At 41.9% G+C, this 14,484-nt stretch carries 11 protein-coding genes; 10 read left to right on the forward strand and 1 reads right to left on the reverse strand.

Going from position 1 to position 14,484, the window contains the following annotated elements; translation table 11 throughout:
• The first annotated feature begins 20 nt into the window (after positions 1-20).
• From HUW48_RS02170 to HUW48_RS02215, 10 genes are all read left to right on the forward strand, one after another.
• Complete coding sequence (locus HUW48_RS02170; RefSeq protein ID WP_182414112.1) at positions 21-2,174, forward strand: plastocyanin/azurin family copper-binding protein; 2,154 nt, start codon at positions 21-23, stop codon at positions 2,172-2,174.
• Positions 2,175-2,292: 118 nt separating this feature from the next.
• Positions 2,293-3,141: an alpha/beta hydrolase gene (locus HUW48_RS02175; RefSeq protein WP_182414113.1), complete on the forward strand. Its 849-nt coding sequence runs from the start codon at positions 2,293-2,295 to the stop codon at positions 3,139-3,141.
• 498 nt (positions 3,142-3,639) lie between these two features.
• Positions 3,640-4,185 (forward strand): NADPH-dependent FMN reductase, encoded by a 546-nt coding sequence (locus tag HUW48_RS02180; RefSeq protein ID WP_182414114.1) that lies wholly within the window; start codon positions 3,640-3,642, stop codon positions 4,183-4,185.
• Positions 4,186-4,750: 565 nt separating this feature from the next.
• Complete coding sequence (locus HUW48_RS02185; protein WP_182414115.1) at positions 4,751-6,448, forward strand: tetratricopeptide repeat protein; 1,698 nt, start codon at positions 4,751-4,753, stop codon at positions 6,446-6,448.
• Between the two features lie 292 nt (positions 6,449-6,740).
• Positions 6,741-8,330, forward strand: a complete 1,590-nt coding sequence (gene abc-f / locus HUW48_RS02190; RefSeq protein ID WP_182414116.1) for a ribosomal protection-like ABC-F family protein — start codon at positions 6,741-6,743, stop codon at positions 8,328-8,330.
• A 122-nt stretch (positions 8,331-8,452) separates the two neighbouring features.
• The gene (locus tag HUW48_RS02195; protein ID WP_182414117.1) at positions 8,453-8,818 is read left to right on the forward strand and encodes a PhzF family phenazine biosynthesis protein; all 366 of its coding nucleotides are present in this window, start codon (positions 8,453-8,455) and stop codon (positions 8,816-8,818) included.
• A gap of 311 nt (positions 8,819-9,129) precedes the next feature.
• Positions 9,130-9,873, forward strand: a complete 744-nt coding sequence (locus tag HUW48_RS02200; RefSeq protein ID WP_182414118.1) for an SGNH/GDSL hydrolase family protein — start codon at positions 9,130-9,132, stop codon at positions 9,871-9,873.
• Between the two features lie 190 nt (positions 9,874-10,063).
• Positions 10,064-10,858, forward strand: a complete 795-nt coding sequence (locus tag HUW48_RS02205; protein WP_182414119.1) for a ThuA domain-containing protein — start codon at positions 10,064-10,066, stop codon at positions 10,856-10,858.
• Positions 10,859-10,923: 65 nt separating this feature from the next.
• Positions 10,924-11,478: an RNA 2'-phosphotransferase gene (locus HUW48_RS02210; RefSeq protein ID WP_182414120.1), complete on the forward strand. Its 555-nt coding sequence runs from the start codon at positions 10,924-10,926 to the stop codon at positions 11,476-11,478.
• Positions 11,479-11,794: 316 nt separating this feature from the next.
• A complete protein-coding gene (locus tag HUW48_RS02215; protein WP_182414121.1) occupies positions 11,795-12,457 on the forward strand; it encodes a porin family protein in 663 nt (220 codons plus the stop codon).
• Between the two features lie 108 nt (positions 12,458-12,565).
• Here HUW48_RS02215 and HUW48_RS02220 read toward each other — a convergent pair whose 3' ends face one another.
• Positions 12,566-14,479, reverse strand: coding sequence for a beta-N-acetylhexosaminidase (locus tag HUW48_RS02220; protein WP_182414122.1), 1,914 nt, complete (start codon positions 14,477-14,479; stop codon positions 12,566-12,568).
• Positions 14,480-14,484: the final 5 nt, after the last annotated feature.

The raw sequence follows: 14,484 nt of genomic DNA on the forward strand, positions 1-14,484 counted from the left end.
TTCGGAAAGATAACAGTATCATGAAAAAAGTAAATAAAATTAACTCACTGGCCAAAGTTACCCTAGTAGCGGCCGGGCTTTTATTTTTACAAAACATCGGTTGGGCGCAAACTAAGGTAAACCCAGCTACAGGCAGCAAACAACCGGCTCCTGCTCCCAAAGGCTTAGCCAAAGTAGAGGCCGCACCGGCCAAAGAAGATGACTATTATACCCTGATTTCGCTGCCAGTTCCGGAAGATGTTATTTTGGAAGTAGGTGGGATGGCTACTTTACCAGACGGTAGCCTGGCAATCTGTACCCGCCGCGGTGAAGTTTGGAAAGTGTCGAACCCAACCGTTGCGGGCGAAGATCGGCCTACTTACAAACGCTTTGCTTCCGGCCTGCACGAGCCATTAGGCTTAGCTTATAAAGACGGCGATATTTACGTTACGCAACGCAGCGAAATTACCCGTTTACGCGATAACGACGGTGACGGTAAAGCCGATTCGTACGATAAAGTCTATTCCTGGCCTTTATCCGGCAATTACCACGAATATTCTTACGGCCCTACTTTTTTGCCCAACGGCAATATGTTGGTAACGCTTAATGTGGGCTGGAGCAACAGCTTAGGCCACGGGGTAAGTTTGGTGCCTTGGCGTGGCTGGACTTTAGAAATTACGCCTGACGGTAAAATGACACCTTTTGCGGCGGGCATGCGTTCTCCGGCGGGTTATGGATTTAACGCAGCCGGCGATTTCTTCTACACCGAAAACCAAGGCGACTGGGTAGGTTCCGGCCGGATTTCGCACGTAGAAAAAGGTGACTTTTTAGGTAACGCCGAAAGTTTAAACTGGTCGGGCTTACCTGGCTCCCCTTTAAAGTTAAAACCGCAGGATGTACCTAATACTGGCGAACCATTGTACGATGTAGCCAAGCGGGTACCGGAGTTAAAAGCCCCGGCCATCTGGATGCCGCACGGCATTTTTGGTATTTCTACCTCAGCTTTCTTAAACGACAATACCAACGGTAAATTTGGTCCGTTCCAGAACCAGATTTTTGTAGGCGACCAGGGCCAAAGCAAAATTATGCGCGTAGACCTGGAAAAAGTAAAAGGCGAATACCAAGGTGTAGCTTTCGGGTTCCGCGAAGGATTTTCATCGGGTATTTTACGGCAGGTATGGGGCAACGATGGCTCCATGTTTGTGGGTATGACCAGTCGCGGTTGGTCATCGACCGGTAAAGAATTATACAGCTTACAGCGATTGGTCTGGACCGGCCGAACGCCTTTCGAAATGAAAACCATTCACGCCATGCCCGATGGTTTCGAAATTGAGTTTACCCAACCCGTAGATAAAGCTACCGCTTCTAATCTGGCTTCTTATAAGGTAACTGGTTTTAACTATAAATACCACGCGACTTACGGTAGCCCCGTTATCAATAACAAAGAAAATTCAATAAGAGGTGTGGTGGTTTCGGAAGACGGCATGAAAGCGCGCCTGGTAGTAGATGATCTGCGTTTAGGCTACATTCACGAAATTAATTCGGATGGTGTTCGCTCTAAGTCTGGTCAGCCTTTGCTGCACACTGTTGGCTATTACACTCTGAACAATTTGCCGGATGGTGCTAAACTGAATATTGCCCAAGCGGCTGCCCCATCCCACGACCATGCCGCTATGATGGCGGCAGCGGGTAAAGCGGCTGGAAGCGCTAAAGCAACTAATAAAGCTAGCACGGCTGCTTCCGTAACATCTGGCAATGCAGTCGGTACCAAAATGGCTGCCAAACGTGTAACTGAAATGCCAGCTGATTGGAACGGGAATGCTGATTACACCATTAACCTGGGCACCAAACCCGGCCTTAAATTTGAACCATCGCAATTTCAGGTAAAAGCCGGCAGCAAAATCCGGGTAGTATTCCAGAACGACGACGATATGTTGCACAACTTTGTGGTAGTGTTACCCGGAACTGCCATTGAGGTAGGTAATTTGGCCATGAAATTAGGTTTAGAAGGTCAGCAGAAAAACTACATTCCGAACACCAACAAGGTATTGTATCACACAAATTTGCTGCAGCCACAATCTACCGAAACCATTTACTTTACCGCGCCCGAAAAGCCCGGTAATTACACCTACGAATGTTCGGTACCCGGCCACTTTTACAGCATGCAAGGCACCATGAAGGTATTACCGAAATAAGATTCTTGTTTTGTTAACCTAACTAAAAAGCCGGTAAATTTTAAAAATTTACCGGCTTTTTATAGTATAGCCTTTTCGTAAATTCATCCGGAATCCATTTTTTAAATTTTTATTATTTATGCATACCAAATACCTGCTTTTATTACTTACTCTTTTTACTTTTTACACCACCCAAGCCGCTCAGGTTGATACCTTGGAAATAACCAGCACGGCCATGAATCAAAAGCTGCACGCCGGGATAGTAGTACCTGATAGTTACAAAAAGCAAAAAAAGGCGACTTACCCGGTACTTTACTTGTTGCACGGTTACAGCGGTGATTTTCGGGATTGGTTAACTAAAGTGCCCGATAAAAGCGTACTCACCAGTATGGCCGATCAATACCAAACCATTATTGTTACTCCCGATGGCGGCTTTAGTAGTTGGTACCTGGATAGCCCTATAGATAAAAACAGCCGGTACGAAACTTTTATCACCCAAGAACTGGTGCAGGTCGTAGAAGCGAAATACCGGGCGATTACTGCCCGGGAAGGTCGGTTTATTTCGGGTTTAAGCATGGGAGGCCACGGAGCTTTGTACTTGTCGACGCGACATCCGGATATGTATTTAGCCGCGGGTAGCATGAGCGGCGCGTTAGATATTGCTTCTATTCAGGGTGGCGATTTAACAAAGAGTATCGAAGCTTTACTCGGCCCGAAAAGCCAGAACTACGGTCAGTTTATTCAAAATTCGGTGGTAAACATGGTACCTCAGATCAAAGCCAGTCCGGTAAAAATATTGTTTGATTGCGGCGTAGACGATTTTTTAATTGAAAGTAACCGCGAGTTGCACCGGCGCCTAGTAATCGAAAAAGTACCCCACGAATACATCGAGCGACCGGGAGCGCATACCTGGGCCTACTGGGGCAACGCCTTGCCTTATCATCTATTGTTCTTCCAAAAAGCCCGGCAAGAAGCGGATAAAAAATGATTCAGAACCTATCTGCCTTATAGCATTTCCCGTATTATTAGGTAATATGCTATAAGCGGATAGGTGAAAATTACTTTTATCTTTTTTACCAAATCTGGTATTTGCTAAATTATTGGAATTGGGTTCAAGTTTTTTAGAAATAACCATTGCCGAAGTGCTTAAAGCATGTACCTGATTTTACTTTTTCATTCATTTCCTGACAATGGCTGGTAACATAATAAGTTGCCAAAAAGCTCTTCTGGTTTGTCCCAACAACGAATCTGATTTAACCCTATTAGCCGAACGCATTTCGGCTCTTAAGCAATTAACCAAATAGAATTTTTTTGCCTTATATACTGCATAGATTAGGCCTATATTCGCAGTTTTCATACTCAAATTACTTTAACCGACGAAAAGATCCTTTTCAAGAAAGTAACTTATTTTAGTCCCTGCCGAGCGAGTTAGATACCCTAATTAATTTATAGTTAAATAGTTTTGCTAATCTTTGACAAACAAGCAATGGCAACTAAGAAAAATATATTTATAATTATAGGCAGTGCGAGTGAAAACTCAGCAAATGAGAAATTAATAGATCAGTTTGCCAGGCTCACGCAAAATGAATTCAACGTAACCGTATTTCATGAATTAAAATCCCTACCTCATTTTGATCCGCAGTTATCAGCAAACAGTCCACCAAAGGCTATTGTAGAGTTTCGGGAAGCAATTGAAAAGGCAGATGGCTTGGTAATTTGCACGCCCGAATATGTGTTTAGCATTCCCAGCGGTCTGAAAAATGTTATTGAGTGGTGCGTTGCCACAACCATATTTAGTGAAAAACCCACTGGCCTGATTACGGCTTCTGCCCACGGCCAAAAAGGACACGAAGAGCTACAATTGTTAATGAAAACAGTAGTGGCCAGGTTTACCGATGAAACAACATTGCTTATTCCAGGAATAAAGGGAAAGATAAGTGAGACAGGAGAAATAAAAGATAGCCAGACTAAGGAAGAATTTATGCAATTTATCAGGGCATTTAAAGATTTAACCAATAACGCCAGTTACTAGGTTCGATTGGTGGTCTAAGCAGCATGAGGAATATGTAATAGATTAAGAGTTCCAGTGTTAGGCCAGAATCCTGGAAGACTTATTTGCTACCACCATCAAAACCATTTTTAGTTTTAATTAATTTACTAGGCTCATATAAGAGTGTGCATTTTCATACTGCTTTAAGAAGGATTGATTTTAAAAGGTAGTTTTATGATTTTTGAATAGTAACAACTAGGCAGTTATGTTACTATATTTAATATAGCTTCAGGTGTCTTCTTTTATTTATAAATTGGAGCCTAAGAAAATTCAGAAATACTAGAAACGGTTCTGACGGATAAGGCACCTTACAACCACCAACATGCGGCTTATGCAGCCGAAGAATAAGGGAAAGAAAATATATTTTCTTGAAATAAAAAGTTTTAAGAGTTAACCATAAGTACTTCCAGACTACTAACTATATAAAAAAGATAAAAACGAGAATACCTTTTATTTAACAAAACTACTACCGGGCGAACTATTAGTAATTAGGCGCTTGCGAACTGTTTGGTGCAATATTGTTATAAACTCTTAACTCCAATCCGCCATGAATTCTTGTACGCTCATTCGATTCCTGTCGTTGGTACTTACTTTATTCCTGCTTCTGGCTTGTTCCCGGGCGAAAAATCAAGATCAGTTGGAAAAAGAATTACAATACCTTCCCTTGGCTAGGGGTGAAGTTACTTTGTGCGGTTCCGGATCAGATCAGTTTGGGTCCGTAGCATTTAGCCTGAGTTGTTCTGAGAAAGTAAAAAAGGATTTTAATTTGGCTATTGCCCTGCTGCATTCTTTTGAATATACTGAGGCCGAGAAAGTATTTGCACGGGTAATGGATACCGATCCGGAGTGCGTAATGGCTTATTGGGGAGCGGCTATGTGTAACTTTCATCCGCTGTGGACCCCACCCAGTCCGGTTGATTTACAAAAGGGAGAGAAAATTATTGCTCTGGCGCGCACCATTGTAAATGATAAATCTTCGCGGGAAGCAGATTACCTGGAAGCCATTGCTTCCATCTACGACCAATGGAATACCCTCGACCACCGCACGCGGTTACTTAAATACGAAAAAGCTTCCCGGAAAATTTTTGAGAAATATCCTCTGGATAGCGAAGCAGCCATTTTTTATGCGCTGGCTTTGGGAGCCGCCGCCGATCCAAAAGATAAAACCTTCCATAAACAAAAGAAAGCCGGTTATATTTTAAACCAGATACTTGCGAATAAGCCTAATCACCCGGGTGTGGTACATTATCTTATTCACATTAATGATTATCCGGAACTGGCCGAATTGGCTTTACCGGCTGCCCGAAAATATGCCTCCATTGCAACTGCCTCGGCTCACGCGCAACACATGCCGTCTCACATTTTCACGCGATTGGGCCTTTGGGACGAAGCCATTGAATCAAATATTAAATCGGTTTCGGCAGCACAATGTTACGCTGAAAGTTCCGGTATGAAGGGGCACTGGGATGAAGAACTACATGGCTTAGATTACCTGACCTACGCTTACTTGCAGAAAGCAAATGATACAAAAGCCATGGAGCAGATTCGATACTTACAAACCCTGAATGAAGTATCTCCCATTAATTTTAAGGTTGCCTATTGCTTTGCTGCCATGCCGGCCCGGTACGCCCTAGAACGGAAAGATTGGAAAGCCGCTGGTCAATTAAACCTGGAGCCTACTAACTTGCCCTGGGAAAAATTTCTTTGGGAAAAAGCAAATATTCACTTTGCCCGTTTGCTGGGCGCTGTTCATATTCGTAAACTTAACCAGGCTCGCGCAGAGCTGGAGCAATTGGAACAAATTCACGGTAGGTTGGTACAAGCTAAAGAAGACTACAAAAGCAATCTCGTATTAATTCAAATTAAAGCTTCTAAAGGCTGGATTAAATTAGGAGAAGGTAAAAAAGAGGAGGCCATTGCGTTAATGACCGAAGCAGCGGAAATGGAAGATGCCACGGCAAAACATCCCGTTACCCCCGGCGAAATTATTCCGGCCAGAGAACTATTAGGCGATATGTTTCTGGAAATAAGTAACTATGGTAATGCTCTTAAGGCTTACGAAGCTGATTTACAAAAACACCGCCACCGATTTAATGGCTTATACGGCGCCGGCCTGGCGGCCGAAGAATTAGGCGATACCAAAAAAGCCAAACAATATTATCAGCAACTTGTGGCTCTCACCAACTCGTCGGCCAGTAACCGCCCCCAACTGTTAGCAGCTCAATTATTTGTAAAAAATAATTGAGAACAAATTGTTATTTAAGCCTTTCTGAAAAATATTAGGCCCCTAAATAGTAGTCATTATTTAAAATTTTCAACATTTTATTTTAGCAAATTAAAAGTTATTGGCCGCATGTAAGAAAATCAGTTCCTTAGCTGCACTACTTCAAATATTTAACACCTAAAAAGATTTTTTTATATTTGCAGACGTAAACAGAAAACACTTTTTTATGTGATTCCCAATTTCTTTCCGGAAAAATAGATAGGCAACTGCTGAGCGGTTTCCTGGATTTTTCAATTTTTTAAAGAAAGAAATAATGCTTACTATTCAGAATCTCACTTATATTCATCCGAATAAAGATTTACTGTTCGATAACATAAATCTTACCCTTACCCAACACGATAAAGCCGCCTTAATTGGCAATAATGGAACTGGGAAATCTACCTTGCTAAAAATTATCGCGGGCAATCTACCGTCTTCAGCTGGGGTAGTACAAACTTTAGCTACGCCGTATTACATTCCCCAGCTTTTCGGGCAGTATAATCATCTCACCATTAGCCAGGCTTTGCAGATTGAAGGTAAATTAAAAGCATTTTACCAGATTCTGGAGGGAAATGTAACGGGAGTAAACTTAGAATTACTAAACGACGACTGGACTCTGGAAGAGCGTTGTACCGAAGCTCTGGCGTATTGGGGACTGGAAGCCTTTAATTTAAAGCAAAAAATGCATACCCTTAGCGGTGGTCAAAAAACCAAAGTTTTCCTGGCTGGCATATCCATCCATCAACCCGAACTGGTTTTACTCGACGAACCCAGCAACCACCTGGACACTGCCGGTCGGCAATTGCTGTGCAACTTTATTCAGTCCAGTTCCAGCACCATGCTGGTAGTAAGCCACGACCGTAAATTGCTATATCTACTTGATGTGGTAATGGAATTAAGTAAACGCGGAATTTCGGTATACGGCGGCAATTATGATTTTTACGTCGAACAGAAAAACATGGAAAGCCAGGCCTTGAACCAGGAGGTACGCAGCAAAGAAAAAGCTTTGCGCAAAGCCAAAGAACTAGAGCGGGAAACCGCCGAACGGCAACAAAAGCTGGACGCCCGCGGCAAGAAAAAACAGGTAAAGGCCGGTATGCCTAAAATCATGCTGAACGTCATGAAAAATAACGCAGAAAACAGCACCTCGCGATTAAAAGGAATTCATGCTGAAAAAGTGGGCGCCATTTCGCAGGAGCTACATGAATTACGTAAAGAACTGCCTGTTACCGATAAAATGAAGTTCGGCTTCGACCAATCTACCTTGCACAAGGGTAAAATATTATTTACCGCCAAAGAAATAAATTACAGCTTCGGCGGGCAACTGCTTTGGCAACCAGCCTTAACTTTCCAGATTACCAGTGGGGAGCGCATCGCCCTAACAGGATTAAATGGTTCGGGTAAAACTACTCTAATCCGGATAATTTTAGGTGAAAATGAACCTCGAGCTGGTACGGTACAAAGAGCTTACAATAAAACTGTGTACATCGATCAGGATTATTCTTTAATTAATAACAACCTAAAGGTTTACGAGCAGGCTCAGCAATTTAATTCTTCTGGCTTACAGGAACACGAAATTAAAATCCGGCTCAACCGATTTTTGTTTATTAAAGATGATTGGGACAAACCTTGTATTGCCTTAAGTGGGGGTGAGAAAATGCGCTTAATGCTTTGTTGCCTCACAATTAGTAATAAAGCACCCGACATTATAGTGTTAGACGAGCCTACCAACAACTTAGATATCCAGAACATTCAAATTTTAACTACTGCCATTAACGATTATCAAGGCACGTTGTTGGTAGTATCGCACGACGAGTATTTCCTGGAACAGATAAACGTAGAAAGAATAATTCATTTAAGGTAATTTGAAATAAACACCTGGGCGTTTACCCGGTAGTAAGCCATTTAAACTTATCCGATGTTTTAGAACCGATTGTATTAACCGAAGAAATAACCGCCGGCTTTAACATTAAACCTGGATTAGGCATGAAAGGAAAAACGGATTATTTACTGGTATTTGCTAACGAAGTGGAAATAAAAAGTATAACTCCAAACCTAAACGAAATTGCCAAATTAAACGCCCGAGGTGTTATTATCACCGCTAAAGGCAATGAGGTTGATTTTGTGTCCCGGTTTTTTGCGCCGCAATCGGGCGTGAACGAAGACCCGGTTACAGGATCAGCGCATACTTCTTTAACACCTTACTGGGCCGCACAATTAAGAAAATCAGACTTAACCGCCATTCAATTATCAGAGCGGAAGGGATATTTACAATGTAAATATCTAAACGATCGCGTTGAAATAAGCGGTAAAGCAAAGCTATATTTACAGGGAGAAATATATCTGAAGTAAAAAGTAAATTAATTACTAAAAGCCCTGGTAATAAATAGTTAACCGGCAAATTCAGGAATGAAGCACTAATTATTTTCAGGCTACTTGGGTCATTTTTGGTGTTTGCTGGCTTACCTATTTTAACGTCAGAATACCAATAGACTTATTTCTATTGGTATGTCAATTATTGACCAATAATTTGGCCCGACTTAATTTTAAGTAGCTTTCTGATTCATCCGAAGTTAAATGTTTACTCTCAAATTGTACTATAATAATGCTTCAGAGCGGGTAATGTTTTATCACCTGATCTGAAGTTTTAAACTTTCAGGAGAATGAGAATATTATTTATTGGTGATAGCATTACCAGGGGGAAATTAGGGGTAAGTTATATTCAGCTTATAAAAAAAGAGTTTCCGGCTTATGAATTAGTAAACCTCGGGGTAGATGGCGATACGTTTTCTAATATTTCCCGGCGGCTACAAACTAAAATTGAGCAAGATTCTGAGTTTGATTACATTGTTCTGCAAGGAGGCTACAACGATATTTTTTTACCTTATTTCCGAGAAAAAAGTAAATTATTTCAATTTGCCTTAAAACAGCAACTTAAGAAAGGCTTGGTACCCTTGGAAACCGCCCCTGCTTTTGAAGCAGAATTAAGAAAAATAGTAAAAACCGTAAAGCAAAAATTCCGGGGTAAACTGGTGGTCACTACTATAGGTTGTATTAACGAATTTCGAGGTTTTGTTTTAAACTCCAAACGGAAAGAGTACAACACCATTATCCGGCATGTGGCTCAGGAAGAAAATATTGGTTTAGCTGATTGTGGATTGTTGTTTGACCAGGTTTTACAACAGGAACTACAAACCAATTATTTTCTGGAAAGTTTTTGGACCGTTACCGTTGCTGACAGAATTATTTCTGTTTTTAAAAATGGACCTGATTGGCTTAGTCAGAAACGAAAACTGAAATTAACGATAGATGGAGTTCATCTAAATAAGAAAGGAGCGGCCCTGGTTAAGAAGAGTTTATTGCCGAACTTAAGCTTACCGGAACGTAAAGCCAAATTGGTAGTTTAAACCCGAACATGAAAATCTAAATTTTTAGCTAAAGATAATTAAGCAGCCGTAACTTTACTTTTACTATTTAGATCTTAAGGGGAAAGCCATTAACCTAACTACATTCATGTTCCATTTTCGTCAGCTAAGTAAAATTGCAATAAAGGTATTTATTTGGAGCGTTCTTAGTTTTAACTTTTTTACAGGAAGTATGGCGCAAACCCGGACGGCTCCGTTTAAAGTAATTGCTTTTTATACAGCTAAGAACGATGCCGCTCACATTAGCTTTGTGCACGAAGCCAACCGCTGGTTCCCGAAAATGGCGGCGAAATATAATTTTATTTACGATTCTACGAATAACTGGAATAACCTGAACGCTGATTTTCTCGCGAGGTACCAAGTGGTACTTTTTCTGGATACCCGGCCGGAAGAACCAGTGCAAAGAGCCGCTTTTGAAGCATACATGAAAAAGGGCGGTGCTTGGCTGGGGTTTCATTTTGCCGGTTTTGCTTTAACTCCATCCACCTATCCGCAGAACTGGAATTGGTACCATCAGCAATTTTTAGGATCGGGTTCTTACGGTAGCAACACCTGGCGGCCCACTTCGGCTATTTTACGCGTTGAGGATCCCAAACACCCGGCTACTTTAGATTTGCCTAAAACGTTTAAATCTTCGCCTAACGAATGGTACCGCTGGGAAAACGACTTGCGCCAAAACCCCGATATTAAAATATTATTAACCATAGATAGCACCAGTTTCCCGCTTGGTACCGGACCTAAACCGCACGAAATCTGGCACAGTGGCTACTATCCCGTTGTTTGGACGAATAAAAATTACCGCATGCTGTACGTGAATATGGGCCACAACGACATCGACTACGAGCATACATCCAATAAAGAACTATCCTTTCAGTTCCTCAATGAGGTACAAAATAAATTAATTATTGATGGTTTGTTGTGGTTAGGTCATCCGACAAAAACTTCTAATAAAAGTAAGAACCGGTAACTTCGTTAAAATTTTAGGGTAGTAAAGCAGATAATACTTTACAGAAAATAATATAATGTAAACTTATGCTGCCGGAGAAAGAAATAACACGGATAAGTAAGTTTTTAAGTTTGGTGCTGCGGCATCAGCCCGAAAAGATAAATATCACTTTAGATGAAAACGGCTGGACCAGTGTGGCTACTCTGCTGCAACAAGCCAATAAAAATAATATAAAACTTTCCCCGGCTATTTTGGACTACGTGGTTGCTAATAACAATAAAAAGCGGTTTACCTTTAATGCCGATAAAACTAAAATCCGGGCTAATCAGGGACACTCGATTGAGGTAGAGTTGGGCTATATCCCGCAAGTGCCACCGGCCGTACTTTACCATGGTACCAGCGAGGGGGCATTAAATTCCGTTCTGGCTACCGGTTTACAGAAACAAAACCGCCACCACGTTCATCTATCCACCGATGTAGTAACTGCCCGGAACGTAGGGCAACGACACGGCAAACCGGTGGTTTTGCGGATTGATGCGCAAGCTATGACTCAGAACGGCTATTTGTTTTATTTATCAGAAAACCAGGTTTGGCTAACGGACCAAGTCCCTACTGAGTATCTGCACGTGCTAACTACTTGAAAGTATTTTGTTTTTTCATTCTCACCCACACTTAAGGTAAAAAGCGGCTAGAATTCTGAAAAATTTAAAAAATCTCTGTGAGGTAACAAAATAAAATTAAGTTCCGGCGTTATAGCAGTAGCAAGAACCACCATTCAGTAAGGTTGTCCATTACAACCTCTTCCAGGTGGCTTTTTTATTCTCCCTCTACTTTTTACTTTTTAGATTATTTTATGGCTATTAAGCCTGTAGCTTCTGGCTTAGGCTTTAGCTTAGTAAGATTTACAACCGTTAAGCAGCTTTTAACTTTATATAAATCTTTACGCGAATTAAGTTTATGAGAAAAGTAGTATTTATGGTGTGCTTGTTTTTCCTGGTTTCAACTATTGGTTACAGCCAGAAATCTTTCGGCGTGAAAGCCGGATTGAATGTAACCCGGTTGAATGTAAACGAAGCCTACACTTTAAAAATCAAAAATCGGGTAGGTTATCATTTGGGTATCTGGAAAGAATCTACCATTTCGCCTAAGGTCTTTTTACGCACAGAATTATTTTACACCCTAAAAGGAGGTAGGTATTCCGACACGCTCACCCTTCCTTTCGCCAATGAAGCCAGCCGAACGAAGGGAACACTCATTTATAACTATTTTACCCTTCCTTTGCTACTTGGCTACCAGCTTAAAAGCAAAACAGCCGTATTTCTGGGCCCGGAATTTAGCTTATTAATAGCTCCGCGCAACAGGGACGATGGGGGAAGGACGCATAATATGAAAAATATTTTAAGATATAACGCCCCGGATATAGGACTTACTGCCGGTTTCAGGTACAACCTAAATGCTAAATTAAGTGCTGACCTCCGGTACACTTATGGTTTTAGCACAATTCTGCAATACGAGGCTACGGATGTGCAGGGGAATGCGTATTCGCCTAAACAAAGCCATAACGAGGCGGCCCAATTAGGTTTAAGTTACACGTTAAAAACCAAGAACGGAAAAAGTTAATCTTAGCTATTGTTTCCAAACAGCTCTTTAAAGAAACTCCTCCGGACTAGCCCTTAAAGAAGTAGCGAATCCGGAGGAGTACAAAAATTTAAAAACAGTTTTTTGAATTTACTTTATACCCGCCCGAGTCTTCCAGTCGGTAACCGGCATGGTAATCATACGGCCTACTTGTTCTTTACCCCGGTAACTTACCACTCGCAGCATAACGGCATCTTTAGGCGGCACTAATGCTTCGGTATATTTTGGATAAAACCGGTCGGGGAAAGAATTATCAAAAGTGTAGTATAAATCTAACCCCTCTACTTCTGAGCTTAAGGCAATACTTACGTTATTATCGGGGGTTTTGGTAACGTTAAAAATAGGTTCGTACACGCTGGGGGCGTAATTCTTTTCGGCAAAATCGTACCGGTTAAAATGATTCTCTACCCGATTAAAGAAGTTGTTCCAGTTTTTGCTTTCTTTCGGCGACCACAACGATTCGGCAATGGCAAAGCCCCGGGGCCAGGTCATGTATTGGGCATGCCGCATGTTGTATACTTGTTCGGTCCATAAGTTAGCCTGGCCGCCTTTAATATATTTGGCATCTACGCTGTCGGGAAGAGGTTCAAATTGGTAAGCTTTATTTAACCGCAACGTAGCATAAATTTTAGGCTCAATGCTGGCATCACCCTGCATGTAATCAATATAAGCAAAGTCGGTAGGGCTCATTACTACTTCGTGTTTCATGCGGGCCGCCTGAATACCACCCTTCATGCCGCGCCAGCTCATAACGGCAGCACTCGGTGCCAGGCCACCTTCCAGAATCTCATCCCAACCCATAAATTTTTTGCCTTTGGAGAGCACTATTTTTTCCAGTCTTCTTTCAAAGTAACCTTGCACTTCGTGCATATTTTTTAAATTTTCTTTCTTTGCCAGGTTTTTAATAGCATCGCTTTTCTCCCAGAAATTTTGCGGAGTTTCGTCGCCACCTACGTGGATGTATTCGAACGGGAAAAGCTGGGCTACTTCGGTAATTACTTTATCCAGAAACTCGTACACTTTTTCGTTGGCAGGGCATAAGGTATTATCAACCAAAGCAATGGGCGGCGCACCACGCGACCAATCCATAATTTGTTCGCCGGAGCGAACCCGGTAATTTTCTGCTCCCGGCGTGCAGGATAATTCCGGATACGAAACTACGGCGGCTAAACTATGCCCCGGTACGTCTATCTCCGGTAAAATATTTACAAATCTTTCCTGGGCATATTGTACCAGTTCTTTAATATCGGCTTGGGTATAATAACCACCGTAGGTGCGGGGTTCGTTGGGTAGTGGCGGGGAGAAGCTACCGAAATAACCTTCTTTTTTTACATTCCAGGCGCCCACCTGGGTTAATTTAGGGTAACTTTTAATTTCAATGCGCCAGCCTTCGTCGTCGGTTAAATGCAGGTGCAGCAGGTTGTATTTGTAGCGCACCATGTCGTCGATAAATTGTTTTACTTCTTGTTTGGTAAAGAAATGCCGCGACACATCAAACATTAAACCGCGCCAGCCAAACCGGGGGTAATCGGTAACTTCTACGCACGGCACCTGCCAATTTGTTGTTTTTACTAATTCGGTACTTTCTATTTCGTTCGGGAATAATTGTATTAACGTTTGCGCCCCGTAAAATAAACCAGCCGGCTGGTTGGCTCTAATCACAATATTCTGCGGGGTAACGGCTAAATGATAACCTTCTTTACCAATACTGTTATCGGGAGTTTGCAGCAAAACCAAACGGATGGTAGCCGTAGTAGAAGGCTTGCTTACTGTAACGTTTCGGCCGGTAGCCGTAGCTAAGCGCTCGCGCAGGAAGGTTGTAGTAGCTTTTAATTGAGGATTTGCACTCGCCGCAATAACTACATTACGGGGTAAGGTAAACTGACCCGTATTCATTTTTAGAGTAACCGGTTCCGGAATAATAGCCACTTCGGTTTTGGCGGCCTGACTATACGTTTGAAAAGCAATAAAACAACAAATCAGCAAAAGGTATATTTTTCTCATATCAG

Source organism: Adhaeribacter radiodurans (assembly GCF_014075995.1).
Taxonomy (GTDB): Bacteria; Bacteroidota; Bacteroidia; order Cytophagales; family Hymenobacteraceae; genus Adhaeribacter; species Adhaeribacter radiodurans.